The sequence below is a fragment of the Calyptranema fuscum S582 genome (assembly GCF_055793305.1).
The window spans coordinates 1-17,027 of the sequence record NZ_JBSLYH010000009.1 but is presented as its reverse complement, the minus strand read 5'-3'; the positions used below and the strand labels follow the sequence as shown (position 1 = coordinate 17,027).

Below are 17,027 nucleotides of genomic sequence, written 5' to 3'. Positions count from 1 at the left end.
AGGCTAAACATAAATCTTAGTGTCTTGATGAGTCAGGAACGTTGCAGATGAGTCAGACGGTTACACCCCCCTCAACCAAACCCAGCGAATCGCCTCTGCCGCCAACCGCAGACCCCGTGGCGATCGCGACTGCTTCTTTTAATCTGGGCGATTTCATCCAGGAAACGTCAGCCCTGACGCGGCGGTTATTCATTCAGTTGCAACGCCGTCCTTCAACCCTGATTGCCGGAATCATTCAGCCTGTAATGTGGCTGGTGCTGTTTGGTGCATTGTTCCAGAATGTGCCCCAAGGGTTATTTGGTGAAAGTCACAACTATGGTCAGTTTTTAGCGGCTGGTGTGATTGTCTTTACTGCCTTTGGTGGCGCGCTGAATGCCGGATTGCCGGTGATGTTTGATCGCGAATTTGGCTTTCTCAATCGATTGCTGGTCGCACCCCTGGCATCACGATTTTCCATTGTTCTGGCATCTGCCATTTTTATTGCTGCCATGAGTCTGGTGCAGACCTCGGTGATCATTGCCATGAGTGCCTTTTTAGGCGCAGGTTTGCCCGATCTATTGGGTTTAGCATTGGTCATCGCGATCGTGTTGACCTTAGTTCTGGCAGTCACCGCGTTAAGTCTGGGGTTGGCATTTTCTCTGTCGGGTCATATTGAGTTAATTGCCGTCATTTTTGTGACTAATTTGCCGTTGTTATTCGCCAGCACGGCTTTGGCTCCCCTCAGTTTTATGCCCCAGTGGCTGCGAGTCGTTGCCAGCCTCAATCCCCTCAGCTATGCAATTGAGCCAATTCGTTATCTGTATCTCCATCCAGATTGGTCACTAACCAGTGTGGTGATGCAGGCTCCGTTTGCCACGATTACGCTGGGTGGGGCATTGGCTGTTTTAGCCAGTTTTGCAGCGATCGCCCTGCTGTTGATCCGGCCTTTGCTGCGTCGCAGCCTGGCTTAAACTTACAGTAAACTGTGGGTAGATGATGGGAGCAAAGCTGGTGAGCTGCACGTCACAGGGATAAAGAGTCAGGCATTGGTTGACTACATAACTTTTGAATTGGTTTTTAGGACAGGTCTATGAAGACAGCAATTAAACGTTCGTTTCCGCTAAAGGGCTTGACACTGGCACTCATGGGTGCGGTTGGCGTTTCCCTTGCATTGACCTGGACTGCCCAACCTGTCAAAGCGCAACTCAGCCCAGCAGATGACCTGAATAACAATCCTCAGTCGGGTGATACCAGTTCAGACCCTTTCTCAGGGACTGGGAGTGGGCAGGTCAACACTATGTTTGATTTGATTCACCGTGCCCAGCTGGGGTCTTTCCAGGGGGTTTCCGAATTCCAGCAAAATCAGAGACAGACGATCTCTTCGGAAGCCGAAAATTTCCGGGCACTTCAACTTCAGCGCATTCAGCAACAAGCTGAACCGGGCGCAGTCAATCCAGAACCCTCCAGTTCGACTGAAACACCTGCCGAGTCAAACTAAGGATCGTGGATTAAATAAGATCGAATATTGAATCGTTTGGAGGGGCGAACGGCCGTTCGCCCGTACAACAAATCATTGGAGTTATTTAATTCCCATTCCTAAGGATCGTGGATTTAATAAAACCCGTTTAGTTAAGATACGTCTCAACTAAACGGGTTTTTTGCGATCGCACCGTAGCCCAGTCATTGGAGGGGTATAGCAGCCGAGAGGCTGGTTGTACGGGGTGCAGGGGTTTCACCCCTGGCTGGGGGCGCAGCCCCCACACCTCCGCTGTCTTAACCATCTACTCAACTGCTATAGCGGTCGAAGTATACCTTCACTCTGCAAAGGCAGTACGCTAGAACATAGAAAAGACACATTGTGACGCAACGTGCAAACCTTGATTACTTCTAATCCGCTGCAACACGCTCAGGAAGCTGCTCAAAACGGTGATTGGTCGCAGTTTTCTCAGGTTGTGCAAGAGTTATTTGAGCGCCTGGAACATCAGCCGATGACTAAGTCGATTGGTGCTGAGCGATCGCCTGAGTTGATAGTGAGACGTGCTGATGATATTGCCCAGTCTGCCTTAGATATAGAGACTGTAGATATAGAGGATCAACTTCATCAAATTTTTCTGTGTCTGCTGGATGTGTTGGAGGCAGGGGATTTTCGAGATCGATGGGACGTGGCGAAGTTGATCCCGATGTTTGGCAAACGAGCGATCGCACCGTTGCTGGAACGATTGCAAAATGACGAGATTGACTTAGAAGTGCGCTGGTTTATTGCCCGTACTTTAGGCGATTTGCCTGATCCCCAGGTGCTGGATGCGCTGATTGAGGTGTTGATTACGGCTTCGGATGCAGAACTGTGCCATCTATCCGCAGCGGCGATCGCCAATTTTGGTAGGGCAGCGATCGCACCGTTGACTGAACTAGTGGGGAACGAATCCGTCCGCTTGCTTGCGGTGAGAGCGTTGTGCCAAATTCGACAGGCTGAAACGGTGCCATCCTTGTTAGCTGTGGTCGCTGATCCGGATGCTAGTGTGCGGGAAATGGCGATCGAGGCGTTAACAGGGTTTGATGATAGTCGCATTGCCGCTATTTTGCCCCGTGCGCTGACCGATCCCTCTGCCAAGGTGCGTCGGGCAGCTGTAACGGGATTGGGATTACATCCTGGGCTGATCCCAGAACACGATTTAGTCCCGTTGATGCAGCCTTTGCTTTACGATTTGAACCTGGACGTGTGTTGCCAAAGTGCGATCGCTCTGGGGCGATTGAGAACCGATGACGCGGCGGCGGCATTGTTTGAAACGCTGCGATCGCCTCATACGCCGATGCTGCTGAAGATAGATCTGATTCGGGCGTTGGGTTGGATGGAAACACCCAAAGCTCTCGACTATCTCTATCAGGCGTTGATGCAACCGGAGTTTGAGCTAGTCGTTTACCAGGAAATCGTCAGCATTTTGTCGCGGGTCGAGCACGCGTCTAACCGTAGTCGGGTTGCAACCTATTTGATGGATGTGTTGCAATCAGCTCATCCTGCGCTACAACAGGCTCGATTTAAACAGGCGATCGCCCTGGCTTTGGGGCAGCTGAATGTTTCTGTGGCGATAGAGCCGTTGATCCAACTGCTGGCAGATCCCGATCTGGGAACTCGGTTACATGTTGTCTCAGCGCTCAAGCAACTGGACTCAGCGCAAGCCTATCATCGACTGCAAACCCTGGTACAGCAGGTTGATCTGCCTACGGACCTGTGTCAAGGCATCACGTTGGCATTGCAAGAGTGGTAAGGGTTACAAGGTACGCGATGCCATTGATCAACAAGATTTAGTCAGTCGTCTCCATTAGAATATAGACAGAGAATTTAGAGAGTGTACCTCTGCATCTACCCATCTCAAACTTCTAAATATAGTAACCGTAGGGCTGGTGAGGACAAGAGCGCGGGGGCTGTGCCCCCGGACAGGGGTTTCACCCCTGCACCCCGTCCTGATTAACCGTTGCAATTGCTATAAATCTTGATTTTTCAACATTTTGGATGTCCGGATAGCCCGATGAACTTGTCAAAACGTAAAGTGAACACGCTGTCGGTATCAAATCCTACGATTTGTCCCTCGTAAATCCGTTAAGTTCACCTCAGGCAGTAAGGGGATCAAATTATCGTGTGCAGGTTCTATGCGCTTAGAGCAACTTCAGGCTTTTTTGGCGATCGCTGAGACGGGAAGCTTTCAACAGGCTGCCCAGCGATGCAACGTCACACAATCTACCATCAGTCGGCAGATCCAAGGTTTAGAATCGGAGCTGGGTTTGCCGTTGTTTCATCGCAGTGCTCAGGCAAAGCTAACCTTGGCAGGCGATCGCTTTTTGTTGCGGGCGCGGAAAATTTGTCAGGAATGGAACACTGCTCTGCAAGAGTTGACCGATCTGAAAGCAGGAAAACAGCCAGAACTCTGTGTTGCTGCCATTCATTCGATCTGTGCTTATTATTTGCCGCCGATCCTACGCCAGTTTTGTAAAGATTATCCAGAAGTGCAGTTGCGGGTAACGGCATTGGGGAGCGATCGCTCTTTAAAGGTGCTGAAAGATGGGTTGGTTGATCTGGCGATCGTGATGAATAATCGCTTTTTGACGACCAATTCAGAAATGGTAGTGGAAGTGCTATATGACGAACCTATCAAAGTGTTGATGGCAAGCAAACATCCGCTCGCGATCTATGATGCTGTTCCCTGGGCGGAACTGGCGCGCTATCCCCAGGTCGTATTTAAAGATGGCTATGGCATGCAACGGATTGTGCAAGAGCATTTCGAGCGTCGCGGTTCCAAGCTGCAAGCGGCTTTAGAGTTAAACACGCCTGATGCATTTCGAGGTGTGGTGCGCCAGGGCGAATTGGTTGCCCTTTTGCCAGAATCAGCTCTGGTAGAAGCCTATGCCGATCTCACCCTGGCTGTTCGCCCGATTGCCTGCACAAGTTTGACCGGAGAAGCTACGGTTCTTTGCGATCCGCCGTTAACTCGACAAGTGGTGTTAGTCACAACCCGCGATCGCCTTCAAATTCCACCGATTCAGCGTTTTTGTAAACTGGTTTCAGAACATATGATGCAGCGCAATACACCCCAACAATTGCTATCCGCTCCGGTTGCCTGAGGCACCTCAGCCCTTTATCCTACCCTCTACTCCTGTTTTTCATTTTCAGTTCAACCGTTCAACTGCAACACGTCTATGAGTCATGCCTTCAGGGAACTTCTCCGGAAAATTGGTAGCGGACCCCATACCGGAGAAGATTTGAGTCGTGCAGAAGCCGCCGTTGCCACTCGGATGATGTTGCTCCAGGAGGCAACCCCAGCCCAAATTGGGGCATTTATGATTGCCCACCGAATTAAACGCCCCACGGGTGCAGAATTGGCGGGGATGTTAGATGCCTATGAAGAGTTGGGACCCCAGCTACAACCCTTTGATGCTCCCCATCCTGTGACGGTGCTGTGTTCGCCCTACGATGGTCGCGATCGCACGGCTCCGATTAATCCACTAACGGCGTTGATGTTGGCAGCCTGCGATTGTCCTGTGATTTTGCATGGGGGCGATCGCATGCCCACAAAAGAAGGGATGCCGCTGGTCGAAGTTTGGAAAGGTCTGGGTGTGGACTGGCGACGCCTCTCTCTGGAGGCAGTCCAACAGGTGTTAGAAAAAACAGGGATCGGCTTTGTCTATCTGGCTTCGCATTTCCCTGAAGCGGCTCAACTGGTGCCCTATCGCGATCAAATTGGCAAGCGTCCCCCGTTTGCGACGATCGAGCTGATGTGGAAACCCTATGCCGGAGAGGCACATGTGGTCACAGGATTTGTTCATCCACCGACGGAAGAACTGGCAAAAACTAACTTTGCCCTGCGCGGTATCTCGAACTTTTCCACCGTCAAAGGCTTAGAAGGCAGTTTTGACTTGCCCCGCGAGCGTACTGCCATCATCGGTCTGCAACGATCGGATGCAACTGGGTTTGAACGGTTGCATCTGGTTCCCCGTGATTATGGCTTTGCTGCCAAAAATGTGCCCTTTGAATCGGATGACCAGGCGATCGCCACTTTGCAATCTGCCCTCAAGGGTGAACCGTGCGAAATGTTGCAGTCTGCTATTTGGAATGGTGGCTTTTATCTCTGGCGTTGTGGTGCCTGCGACAGTATCGAAACTGCGATCGCCACGGCTGAAACCTTACTGACTCAAGGTCTGGCTCTGAAAAAACTGACTCAGGTACAGGACGCTGTGAATCAACTGCAACTCGCTCATCAGCGGTAATCTAAGCGCTGCGCGGGTTAATTCGTACAGTATTTCTGATTTCGGGGATGGAGTTGAGCGTGAACCCTGTGGGTTCACACTCAACTCCATTAAGCTGATTCTGTTTGATCATCTGATTTTGCTGTAGACCGTCGCCGCCGACAGCGTTCTGAACAATATTTCACGTCGTCCCAGCAATCTTCCCATTTCTTGCGCCACTCAAACGGACGCTGGCAAACGGGACATATTTTATTGGGTAAATTAGATTTTGAACGCGCCCGTCTCATGCGTAACAGACATATCCGTAAAGGGTTGATATCAATCGTTCATCTAGCATTGATCACGCATGGCGATCGCCATGCGTCTCCCAGTTTCCTGGATCGGGTCATGATCAGGTCATGTTTCTCAAAAGTAACATTCATGGGAAGATTGCTAGTATCAAGGGAGCAGTCTCTTCACCTACGCAGTGCGCAGCATATCGAAAATTGCAATGACCAGTTTAAGCCTAACGCATACCCAAATTCACGTTGATGACATTAACCAGCAGTTAGCCGGTTTCAGCGCACCTCAAGTTGTCCAGTGGGCAGTTGAGACATTTGCTGAAGGTTTGGTGATGACGACCAGCTTTGGCATTCACTCTGCGGTCATGTTGCACATGGTCACTAGCGTTGTCCCTGATATTCCGATTATTTGGATTGATACGGGCTATCTACCTGCTAAAACCTATTTATTTGCTGAAGAACTGACTGAACGGTTAAAGCTCAATCTCAAACCCTACCAATCTCCCCTGAGTCCTGCTCGGATGGAGGCAGTCCATGGTCGGCTCTGGGCACAAAACGATGTCGAGTCTCTGAACCTCTACGACCAGATCCGCAAAGTTGAGCCAATGCAACGGGCGCTGAAAGATCTTCAGGCAACTGCATGGATTGCAGGATTGCGCAGTCAGCAAACCGATCATCGTAAGACCCTTAATTTCGTGAATCTCCAAGGCTCGATTTACAAAATTCTGCCGATCTTGACCTGGAGTTCTAAGCAGGTCTACGACTACCTTGTGACCTATAACCTGCCGTATCACCCACTGTTTGATGAAGGCTATGTGACTGTGGGCGACTGGCACTCTAGCAGACCGTTAACTGCATCCGATGAAGATGAGCGCGATACCCGGTTTAAAGGACTCAAGCAAGAGTGCGGCATCCACCTACCTCAAACCCTGGCAGAATCAGAGAGTCTCGACTCCAGTTCTCTCTAGGCTGCGGCTACCCCTTATATGTGAAGCGCAGGACGCATTTGAGTTCGGACGGGGTGCAGGGGTTCCACCCCTGCACCCCGTCCGAACTCAATGACATAGAGCTATATCTTTCAAATGCCAAAGAAGAAGTTGAGGGCATAGTCTTCCATTCGCCCCATCCAGGATTCCTCAGTATGTTGACCGTTGGGGTCTTCAACGACTTGCAAATTCACATGTTCGCGATACCCAAACTCGTGGATGAGCAAGTCTCGCATTTCCTGACCGCGTACGGTTGCCCGTGCTTCGATCAGGGCATTGTGGTCGCCACCATGCCGCACTAGACCCCAATCGAGATAAAGCTTTAAGCGATTTTGGCGTAATGCTTGTTCGGTTGCAAATAATAATGCCGAGGTCTTGAGATCACCAAAAAAGGGACCTGAATAGTTGGGCATTGAAAATTCGACCCCAGAGTCTAACCCGACCCAAAACGAAGGCGACATGGCGATCGCTCCACCAAAGCGTTCTGGATGCTTGGCAGCTGTATAAAATGCGGCTAGCCCCCCATGAGAAGCGCCCCCGATAACGGTATGGTTTGCCTCCGCCAGCGTGCGATAGTGGCTATCTATAAAACCTTTGACGGCATCAGCAATGTAGGCAGCATAATCGTCTAAGCCACCCCATTCATGCCCCCATACCGGCGCATGAGTATATTCAAAGTCTCGGTTGACTGGGCAGATCGCCACCACAATAATTTTGCGAATTTGTTGCCGCAGATAGAGTCTGGATAAAATCTGGGCAAGATTCCAGGTTTTCTGATAAGCTCCCCCCGGAAAAAACACCGTATCGCCATCGTTGAGATACAGCACCGGATAGGAGGTGTTGCTGATTTCGTAATCTCGCGGTAGGAATACATGCAGGGTGCGAGGCGGATCAGAGGGCTGACCGATGTGAAAGCGATCGTAGGTATGGAAAAAGCCACCCCAAAATCCGGGGTCATAGTACCACCCAGTCTGCCCACCTTTATGAAATGCTTCAGCCATCTCGGTGCTCTTTTCACCCTACTGTTTTTTACCCTTAACCCTATTGCGCGTCGCAACTGGTTAGATTTACGGCTCTCTCACGACACCTTGGACTTCATGTTTAAACTTGCAAAAATAAGTCGTACAGCGACAACATAATTTCAACCACAATTAAAACAACAACATACCACTCCACTCTCAATGTACTGTTGTGTTGCAGTAAATCTAAAACAGTTTCAGCCGTCCGAGAAATTAAGTCAAGTTTGCGTTCTAGGGTTAAGTGACGCTCTCTAATTTCATATTCATCTTCAAGTCGCAGATACAGTCTTTCTAAATTTGGGGCATCCCAGAGTAATTCGGGTTTATCAATAATTTCTACCCGCCCTACAATCTTGTGTTGAATCGATAGAGTACTGCCGAGCTGTCGTAACAACTCTTTTCCCCAGCGTTCATTTTTGGTAGTTCGTTGAAGACCTTCGGCAAACGGTTCAATCTGGTCGAAAATGCTCGCAGTTCCAGCTTCATAATGTGCTAAAACGACGCTCTTCGCCAAAATATCAGCCACGATTTGAAAGCATTCGATGCTAAATTCTCGCAGCCAAATCATGCCATTCTCGACTCGACCTGCCCCGTTGGGTTCGATATTGATACTCGCTTCTTCGGTTTCAAGACGCGCGAATGGTTGAATTACCAATGGTTTCAAATAGGTAAGAAAAGAGGCTTCTTCGACTGGCTTTAAGCCAAAAAGGACAACGACACCATATTTAAATAAAACGGCGCACCCGTTTTCACCCGCCGCGACGACTAAGGGAAATTTTGCAAGGCATTCGGTGTTTTGTAGAGCTACTAAATCTAACTGTTCGCCTAAAAATAGAGCGCGAGAATTAACTGTATTTTGACCATCGAAAAATATTTTCTGCATAGCTAATTATGCTACTTCCTCCTGATAGAAAAAGTTCAGGTTATTACCCTTACTCCCTTCCTGCACACATCAACTGGAGTAGCTCATGATCTGAGAATTGCTGGAGATCATAGATCGTCAGGGATAATCCACTGAGGGGGTGTGTTAGCCCGCTCTAACATTTTCTTTCTCACCGCTGCTTCGGCGATCGCCAACATATCATCTAAAGAAGTCTCTTCAATAAATTTTGATGCCTGTGTTTTGTACTCAAGATTAGGACATTTTTCTCCTAATACACAACCCTTGATACACGCTTCTGCACAGTTAATTTCAACAGGATTCATACAAATAAACCTTCCCGGATCAATCACAGTTTTTCAAAAATTTCTCACTACTTTGTGCTCTATATAAAAGGCAAATCCGGTTCTCATACTCCTCCTACATTCGCCCAAACTCATCTAGAACCGAGTAATCCAACTGTTTAAACAAACTCGCGTCGATATAATTAATTCGAGCCATTGGACTCAGTGCTGTTAAAACTTGTTTCCCATAGCTACGGTAGTTCACACGATTATCTAGCAACGCCACAACCCCTTGAGTTTCGCGCACAGGGGCAACAGCTCGTTGCAGGTGACTTAACGTTTCCGGCAAGAGATAAAGCCGAAACCAATCTTGCCGCAAATGTTTGTAATAGGCAACCCGACCAGCGACCAGCGGATCTTCCAACGATGGGATCGGCAGTGTTGCAATGATCAATAACTGAGGAGATGGCAAAACGGCTTGGTGTTGTCGCCAAAATTCCCAGCCTGTGATCAAAATGCCTTGATCATCCAGACAGGTTTTTTCAACTTGCACACGAGACCCAAATTCAGAAGCTAAGACTGAGCCAATTTGAGCTTTTAGCGGCACATCCCCAATCAGCAAAACAGTCAGTCCCTGACCTTCCGAACTGGCACTCAACAAACTTCGCAATTCCCGCAGCAAAGCGGTTTGAAATTCAGGCGTGTTAGGCAGGGGAAACCGATCCGGCACATATAGCTGGATTAATTCATTCTGGCGATCGGGAGAAAATTTGAGGCAGGTTGTGTCGTCTAGCCCCAATCGTTCTCGATAAAACGGCGCTGCGGGTTCTAAATCGAGTGCGCCACCAATTAAGACGGTTGGCTGCTGCGCCCACACCTGTTTCAAACTGGAGGCAACTTCAATCGGGCTAGAGTGGAGTGAAAATTGCCCTTGCTGTCGAGATACCTCAACCCAAACCAGTTGATTGTCTTGGTGTAGGGTTTGCCAAAACCGCGTCCAACTTTCTGGGACATAGCGGTGTTGAGCTTCTGTGTCGGATGGATGGCTGCCATCGCTCGAGGGTGCAGGGTGTAGCAGATCTTGCAAATCGCTCAACAGTTGCTGTTCTGCTGGGTCGAGTAAGTAGCAGTTATAGGGGTTAGCCGGATGCTGAAACACAGACCGAGTCAGCTGGACTCTGACATCTCGAATCGCGTCGGCATGGTCAGTGCAGGCAAGCATCAGATCGTCCCAATCACGGGCGTCTATTCGCACCGTGAGTTGCTCTCTCACCCATGTTTCTAGATCATCAACGCCATCTACAATCGTTGGAATTGTGTCGGGAAAGCGTCCTTGCTGCATCAAGCGATCGCTTAACCACGATTGCGGTGAGGTGAGCATCAGCCCTTGAAAATCAGGACTGGGCCAGCGATCGCCTCGACAGATTGCTTTATGGGTCGGAATCCATTGCCGCAGACGCGGAATTTCGACCATCATCAGACGCTGTTGTAATGCTTCCGAAACGACTAAAACAACAGAATCTTGCCAGATCAATGCCGGCATCAAATAGCCCAAACGATAGCGCCCATGGTCACCAGAGGGAGCACCCGCTTGAATCAATGCACTCCGACCTAACCGCAGGGCACGAGCGACCAGGCGCGCCATCGTCAAATGATGCGGCCAATAAGGTTCGCCTTGCTCCCGCAAGAAAGCACGGAGTTGCTGGTGGACTTCTACCTCAATCACAAGCGTTTACTCTTCGCGTTACCGAATGAATTTCATTGTTACACAAACCCAGAGTTAGCTTCGACCGCCTCAGCCCCACAAGCTGGCTGCTAACCTGTGGTGAAGCCAGATTTGAGCATGACTCCTCTCACCATATTAAGGCTTAGAACTCGTCTCAGGGTTTGAGATCATGCTGCTGTCTTTTTGCCAGATACGATGAAGTCTGTATCAGTGACTCGACTTCTGGTGTTTGAAGCGATCTACGATTAGATTTGTCATCTTTTAGGAATTGATTTGGACAGTGGATGTGGCGTGCCCGCAGGGCACGCCACATCCACTGTCCAAATCAGTCCCTAAGTGAATTGCCATATGTTGGACGGGTTATGAAGATTGGGATTGTTGGGCTGGGGTTAATTGGTGCATCAATGGGAATTGATTTACGCCAGTCGGGAGATTACACGGTTCTGGGGGTTAGTCGGCAAGACATTACGTGCAAAAAAGCTGTTGAGCGGGGTGTAGTCGATGAAGCCAGCGTTGATTTGCACCTGATGACCCAGGCAGATGTGATTTTTCTCTGCACTCCGTTGGGAGCGATTACATCAACCTTTAGCCAACTGCTGCCGTATCTGGCACCTGATACCGTTGTCACCGATGTCGGATCGGTTAAGTTACCGATTGTGGAGGCGATCGCCCCTCAGTGGCAAAACTTTGTAGGTGGGCACCCCATGGCAGGTACGACCGATAGTGGGCTTGATGCTGCCCTGTCAGGCTTATTTGTCGATAAACCGTATGTGTTAACGCCAACCGAATCGACCCCACCTGATGCTGTAGCCCAGGTCGAAGAAATCGTGCGATCGCTGCGTTCCCGGATTTATCACTGTGCTCCTAGAAAGCATGATCAAGCCGTTGCCTGGATCTCTCATTTGCCCGTGATGGTCAGCGCCAGCTTGATTGCTGCCTGTCTTGGAGAATCTGATCCCAATGTTTTAGAACTGGCACAAAACCTGGCAAGTTCGGGGTTTCGGGATACCAGTCGTGTGGGGGGTGGAAACCCTGAGTTAGGAGTGATGATGGCTCAGTATAATCAAGTAGAGTTACTGCGATCGCTTCACGCCTACCGTCATCAACTGGATCGATTGATTGGTCAGATAGAACAAGCAGACTGGCCATCTATAGAAGAGCAACTGATGACCAATCAGAAAGCCAGATCCCGCTTTATTGATTAACTATTCACTCAATAGAATGAAGTAAGACAGATTTATTGATTAAATATTTTCTAAATAAAATAAGGCGCTGCCCTCTTACACAACCCTAGCAAAATTTACTTGATCAATTGAAATTATTTACCCTATAGCGCCGATTTCCTACCTATGAACAAGCAATTTTACGGTCGTGAGTCCACTCAGTTATTGCCTACACTAAGATTGAATGAAAGATGCATCTATTCGTAACGAAAATTAGACTTAGCTACATTGATCATCTATTAATTTAAAGTTTGACTAAAACTTTGATACTAAAAATTTCAAGTTTGAATCAATACTTTAAATTAGGGTTATGTTCCAACAGAAAACGCTGTAAGTTGACGCCTTAACCTGCTAATTCGCTGGCAATTTCGGAACGGAAATCTGTAGCAAGAGAGTTTCATCAATATTTCCCAGCACAGAATAATTTTTACGACCTGACAACTCTGATTGAGTCCTCTCTTTGAGTTACTTAATCAATGGATCTGTGCCACTCAACCATCCAAAAATATTGAGCTAACCTGCAATGCATTCCAATGTAGACTCTCGATTAGAGACTCTCTCAGCAGTGACTAAGGATTCATCTGTGTCTTATTCCGATTCAGTAATTGGCGCAGCCATTTTTGATTTAAGTGGCTTGCCCAAAGAATATTTCACAACGATTGAAAGCAACGATGTCAGTTGGGTTCAAACTATTTTCCAGGCATTGGGGTTGCAATCCTTACTTATTTCCTCCCTGCGGCTGGAAGGGTTTCGTCATGCCATTGTGCATGGTTCAGAATATAGAGCGATCGTTGTCCGGCAAAAATCTCGGTACACAGCATTGCTGATTCGCCAGGGAACTATCATCACAGATTCCTTTATTCACTGGTCTCAAGATTTTGAACCCAGTAGCCTGAGAGCGCATCCCCGATTTAACGCCGTCTAAGCAAGCTGCCACAAGAAAGTTGATATGAGACCTGTTACGGAATTACATCTCTCACACCAGCTTTTTTGCATGGAATTCTCTTTTTTTCCCATACCTGATATAGCGGTACGCATTAGGGTTAGGACGGGGTGCAGGGGTGAAACCCCTGCGTGGGGGCACCCCCCTGATGTCCTAACTAGATTGCGTAGAACTATAGCAATTCTAAATAAATTAGAAGAGGCGCACCCCCAAGGGTGCGCCTCTTAATAATCCGGGAAAGCTGCAACTTTTTGAGAGAGTATGGGGCGAAATCTTTCAGAAAGAGGGACAACGCCCTCTTCAACCAGCTCAGGACAGATGGTTGGTTGAACCGCCACACAGAGCACGCCTGCTCAACCAACCATCTGTCCTGAGTTGCATCTCAAGGTCTTAAATTAAGCTTCATCGTGTGCTTCGTCGCTTGATCCGGGGGATGCCTTGTAAAGTGCATCCAGTTGCTCGCGGGCATCCTCTACGCTGATCGAGCGCATAACTAGGTAAGGCTCGTTGACCACGTTACCCGCGTCATCAAGCAGTTCAGGATGAGGGACAGACTGAGGGGTATAACCACTTGCCGCAGAAGGATGGGACGATCGTCGTGGGGAGCCGTAACCTTTCTGAGAGTCTATGCCTAGAGTTACCAAATTGCGAATTAAATTAGTAACTGCGAAACATGCCAGGATCGTAAAAGCAACAAGGTAAATTAGATGTAACATGATTGGTTTTCCCCGAACCAGAAATAAGCTGGCTTTTAAGAAATTTTTGAATAGCTGAATGAAATATGGAGCAGACTTCTAAGAAATCTCCATGTCAAACTATCTGTGTCTATCTGAGTCAACTGTCTATCTAAGGATTGTGGATTTAATAAAACCGAAGATTTATGTTTGGAAGCGCGGCTTCGCCGCGCTTCCAAACATAAACTTCCGGGTTCTAATTAATTTGTGATCCTAAGTCAACATTTACAAACCATTAGATACAGTCTCTCAGATTTTAGAATGGCAGGCTATAGGTTTCTAGAAGAATGTAGTGCGACTCCTGACATCAGCGCACCCATCTAAGTAATTATCTAAGGATCGTGAATTTCATAAAACCGAAGATTTACGTTTGGAAGCGAAGTGGAGCCGCGCTTCCAAACGTAAACTTCCAAATTTTATTGAATTTGTGATCCGAAGTACTCATCTGCGGCGCTGCACGACTGATAGGTTACGGGTATTGTGTGAGAGCCGCGCAGAGCGCGGCTCTCACACAATACCTTGGACTTGATGCCATTGAGTATTGCTATACGGTGGGCTATTCACGAGAGTGCTCAAGCCGAAACCGAATAGAGACTTGCCAACACTCGGTAATCAGGTTGTGCCAGGGGACTAATACGCTGGTTTCCACCCCAACTTGCCCAGACGTTGCCTGAAACATCATTTGAGTGGTTGCGACTTCTTGCTGAGCTTGTCGAACTCGGGCTAATAAATTGGCTTGTTGCTCATCTCCCAAGAAGTCAACATTGTTTTCTTCTAGTAGAGAACGCGATCGCTCAAGCCAATATTGAAAATCTTCCAGAAGGGGTTCAAGTAAGGCTTTCAGCAGTTCAGGATCCGATGAATTTTGATCAAACATAGATCTTAAAGTTTCTTAGTAATAGCTTTAATCTTAACGCGATTTACGTTTCGTAACAATTGAAAGGTTGGTCTTCACTTCTAATCCATCGGTAAGATAGAAGCTAGTAGACGGTCAGTTTTTGCACAGTTGATTGGATAGACGAATTGGAGCATGGGGTGTTCTTCCCAGACTCAAATTCATTCTTCAGCTATGGAATGCTGTTTACTTAACCTTGGCTCTGTTTTTGTGTGGCGATCGCCCGGTCAATACCGAGTCATTGGGTGGGTGTCCGTTGGTATAGTTGCTGGGTTGGCGTTCGCCCTAGACCCTAAATTTTGACTCGATACCCATTGTCAACTGTTTATTTGTTTTGTTAGCCAATGTCTCATTCAGACGCTTCATCTTCCTCGGTTTCAGATCAGCCCCAAAAAATTTATCTCCCCCGCACGAGCGAGTCAGACACGCTCAAAAAAATTCGCCATACGACTTCCCATGTGATGGCAATGGCGGTGCAAAAGCTGTTTCCAAAGGCGCAGGTCACGATTGGACCCTGGATCGAAAATGGGTTTTATTACGATTTTGATAGCCCAGAACCTTTTACAGAAAAGGATCTCAAAGCCATCAAAAAAGAGATGACTAAGATCATCAAGAAAAATTTGCCTGTCATCCGCGAACAAGTCACTCGTGCAGAAGCGGAGCAACGGATTAAGCAAATTAACGAACCCTATAAGCTCGAAATTTTGGCTGATTTGCAAGAACCTATCACGATTTACCATTTGGGTGAAGAATGGTGGGATTTGTGCGCGGGCCCTCATGTAGACAGTACAGGGCAACTCAAAGCCGATGCGATTGAGTTAGAAAGTGTTGCGGGGGCTTACTGGCGGGGGGATGAAACGAAAGCCCAGCTTCAACGAATTTATGGCACTGCCTGGGAAACGGCGGAGCAGTTAGCAGAGTACAAACGCCGCAAGGAAGAAGCACTCAAGCGAGATCATCGCAAACTGGGTAAAGAGTTAGGCTTGTTTATTTTTGCCGATCCAGTCGGTCCTGGATTGCCGTTGTGGACGCCCAAAGGCACGATTTTGCGATCGCTTTTAGAAGATTTTCTCAAGCAAGAGCAAATAAAACGCGGCTATCTGCCTGTGGTCACGCCCCATATTGGGCGAATTGACCTATTCAAAATGTCTGGGCATTGGCAGAAATATAAAGAAGATATGTTCCCCATGATGGCGGAGGATGACGACTCTCGCCTGGCGGAGCAAGGCTTTGTGCTGAAGCCCATGAACTGCCCCTTCCACATCCAGATCTATAAGAGTGAGTTGCGATCGTATCGCGAATTGCCGATGCGACTGGCGGAATTTGGCACCGTTTACCGATACGAGCAGTCGGGAGAATTGGGGGGGTTGACTCGGGTTCGAGGCTTCACTGTAGATGACTCTCACCTGTTTGTTACGCCAGAGCAGTTGGATGCAGAATTCTTAAGTGTGGTGGATTTGATCCTCACCGTATTTAAGAGTTTGCAACTGAAGAATTTCAAAGCCCGCTTGAGTTTTCGGGATCCCGATTCTGACAAATATATTGGGTCGGATGATGCCTGGAATATGGCAGAAGGTGCCATTCGGCGAGCCGTCGAGACGTTAGGAATGGATCATTTTGAGGGCATTGGAGAAGCTGCCTTTTACGGTCCTAAGCTGGACTTTATCTTCCAGGATGCGTTGGAGCGAGAGTGGCAGTTGGGCACCGTCCAGGTAGACTACAATTTGCCCGAACGATTTGCTTTGGAATATGTTGCTGAAGACGGCACCCGCAAACGTCCGGTGATGATTCACCGTGCGCCTTTTGGCTCTTTAGAACGGTTGGTCGGCATCTTGATCGAAGAATATGTGGGTGATTTTCCGATTTGGCTGGCTCCTGTGCAAATTCGTCTGTTGCCTGTTACCGAAGAGCAGTTGCCGTTTGCCAAGCAAGTTGCCGAGCAGATGCGAGCCGTGGGTATTCGGGTGGAGGTCGATACCAATGGCGATCGCCTGGGCAAGATGATCCGCAATGCAGAGAAAGAGAAGATTCCTCTGATGGCAGTGGTCGGCGCTAAAGAGGTAGACGCGATCGCCTTAAGTGTGCGTACACGAGCGGCGGGAGAATTGGGTGCAATTTCTGTGACCGACGTAATCGATCGTCTAAAACAGGCGATCGCCAATTACTCAGACTTCTAAGAAGTACGAATTCATTAGCCTGTCATCCTTTTGGGGAGAGCGACGGCGGAGCCGTCGCTCTCCCCAAAAGAACTGGACTGTAATATCTTTATGATTCTGAGTATCCCCGTAAAGAACAAAACAGGGGTGTAGCGATGAAATTGCTACACCCCTTCCTATAT

17 protein-coding genes are annotated in these 17,027 nt (G+C 48.4%); 10 read left to right on the top strand and 7 right to left on the bottom strand.

Annotation, left to right across the window (positions count from 1 at the left end):
* Positions 1–47 precede the first annotated feature (47 nt).
* The 5 genes from ACR6Z4_RS08350 (at position 48) to ACR6Z4_RS08330 (ending at position 5,739) form a co-directional block, all read left to right on the top strand.
* Positions 48–950, top strand: coding sequence for an ABC transporter permease (locus ACR6Z4_RS08350; protein WP_479716792.1), 903 nt, complete (start codon positions 48–50; stop codon positions 948–950).
* Between the two features lie 119 nt (positions 951–1,069).
* Positions 1,070–1,477, top strand: coding sequence for a hypothetical protein (locus ACR6Z4_RS08345; RefSeq protein WP_479716791.1), 408 nt, complete (start codon positions 1,070–1,072; stop codon positions 1,475–1,477).
* Positions 1,478–1,847: 370 nt separating this feature from the next.
* Entirely contained in the window at positions 1,848–3,245 is a 1,398-nt protein-coding gene (locus ACR6Z4_RS08340) for a HEAT repeat domain-containing protein (protein WP_479716790.1), read from the top strand.
* A 382-nt stretch (positions 3,246–3,627) separates the two neighbouring features.
* Positions 3,628–4,596, top strand: a complete 969-nt coding sequence (locus ACR6Z4_RS08335; RefSeq protein WP_479716789.1) for a LysR family transcriptional regulator — start codon at positions 3,628–3,630, stop codon at positions 4,594–4,596.
* 75 nt (positions 4,597–4,671) lie between these two features.
* Entirely contained in the window at positions 4,672–5,739 is a 1,068-nt protein-coding gene (locus tag ACR6Z4_RS08330) for an anthranilate phosphoribosyltransferase family protein (RefSeq protein ID WP_479716788.1), read from the top strand.
* 89 nt (positions 5,740–5,828) lie between these two features.
* On the opposite strand, the gene ACR6Z4_RS08325 is transcribed toward ACR6Z4_RS08330, so the two are convergent.
* The gene (locus tag ACR6Z4_RS08325; RefSeq protein ID WP_479716787.1) at positions 5,829–6,005 is read right to left on the bottom strand and encodes a DUF2256 domain-containing protein; all 177 of its coding nucleotides are present in this window, start codon (positions 6,003–6,005) and stop codon (positions 5,829–5,831) included.
* A 203-nt stretch (positions 6,006–6,208) separates the two neighbouring features.
* On the opposite strand from ACR6Z4_RS08325, the gene ACR6Z4_RS08320 reads away from it, so the two are divergent.
* On the top strand, positions 6,209–6,967 hold the full coding sequence (locus ACR6Z4_RS08320; protein WP_479716786.1) for a phosphoadenylyl-sulfate reductase: 759 nt from the start codon (positions 6,209–6,211) through the stop codon (positions 6,965–6,967).
* 110 nt (positions 6,968–7,077) lie between these two features.
* Here the strand turns inward: ACR6Z4_RS08320 and ACR6Z4_RS08315 are convergent, their stop codons facing one another.
* The 4 genes from ACR6Z4_RS08315 to ACR6Z4_RS08300 all read right to left on the bottom strand — a co-directional run bounded on the left by ACR6Z4_RS08315 (position 7,078) and on the right by ACR6Z4_RS08300 (position 10,894).
* Positions 7,078–7,986: an alpha/beta hydrolase gene (locus ACR6Z4_RS08315; protein ID WP_479716785.1), complete on the bottom strand. Its 909-nt coding sequence runs from the start codon at positions 7,984–7,986 to the stop codon at positions 7,078–7,080.
* A gap of 100 nt (positions 7,987–8,086) precedes the next feature.
* Positions 8,087–8,887 carry an RMD1 family protein gene (locus ACR6Z4_RS08310; RefSeq protein ID WP_479716784.1) on the bottom strand — a complete coding sequence of 267 codons (801 nt, stop codon included), beginning with the start codon at positions 8,885–8,887 and terminating at the stop codon, positions 8,087–8,089.
* 107 nt (positions 8,888–8,994) lie between these two features.
* A complete protein-coding gene (locus ACR6Z4_RS08305; RefSeq protein ID WP_479716783.1) occupies positions 8,995–9,210 on the bottom strand; it encodes a hypothetical protein in 216 nt (71 codons plus the stop codon).
* A gap of 94 nt (positions 9,211–9,304) precedes the next feature.
* A complete protein-coding gene (locus ACR6Z4_RS08300; protein WP_479716782.1) occupies positions 9,305–10,894 on the bottom strand; it encodes an ATP-dependent DNA helicase in 1,590 nt (529 codons plus the stop codon).
* A 362-nt stretch (positions 10,895–11,256) separates the two neighbouring features.
* On the opposite strand from ACR6Z4_RS08300, the gene ACR6Z4_RS08295 reads away from it, so the two are divergent.
* Both ACR6Z4_RS08295 and ACR6Z4_RS08290 read left to right on the top strand, forming a co-directional pair.
* On the top strand, positions 11,257–12,099 hold the full coding sequence (locus tag ACR6Z4_RS08295) for a prephenate/arogenate dehydrogenase (RefSeq protein WP_479716781.1): 843 nt from the start codon (positions 11,257–11,259) through the stop codon (positions 12,097–12,099).
* A gap of 601 nt (positions 12,100–12,700) precedes the next feature.
* Complete coding sequence (locus ACR6Z4_RS08290) at positions 12,701–13,042, top strand: hypothetical protein (RefSeq protein ID WP_479716780.1); 342 nt, start codon at positions 12,701–12,703, stop codon at positions 13,040–13,042.
* A 413-nt stretch (positions 13,043–13,455) separates the two neighbouring features.
* Here the strand turns inward: ACR6Z4_RS08290 and ACR6Z4_RS08285 are convergent, their stop codons facing one another.
* Entirely contained in the window at positions 13,456–13,776 is a 321-nt protein-coding gene (locus tag ACR6Z4_RS08285) for a DUF2973 domain-containing protein (RefSeq protein ID WP_479716779.1), read from the bottom strand.
* Between the two features lie 574 nt (positions 13,777–14,350).
* Positions 14,351–14,671 (bottom strand): DUF2605 domain-containing protein, encoded by a 321-nt coding sequence (locus ACR6Z4_RS08280; RefSeq protein WP_479716778.1) that lies wholly within the window; start codon positions 14,669–14,671, stop codon positions 14,351–14,353.
* 133 nt (positions 14,672–14,804) lie between these two features.
* Between ACR6Z4_RS08280 and ACR6Z4_RS08275 the strand changes: the two genes are divergently transcribed.
* Positions 14,805–14,954, top strand: coding sequence for a hypothetical protein (locus tag ACR6Z4_RS08275; RefSeq protein WP_479716777.1), 150 nt, complete (start codon positions 14,805–14,807; stop codon positions 14,952–14,954).
* 79 nt (positions 14,955–15,033) lie between these two features.
* The gene (gene thrS, locus ACR6Z4_RS08270) at positions 15,034–16,866 is read left to right on the top strand and encodes a threonine--tRNA ligase (protein ID WP_479716776.1); all 1,833 of its coding nucleotides are present in this window, start codon (positions 15,034–15,036) and stop codon (positions 16,864–16,866) included.
* Positions 16,867–17,027: the final 161 nt, after the last annotated feature.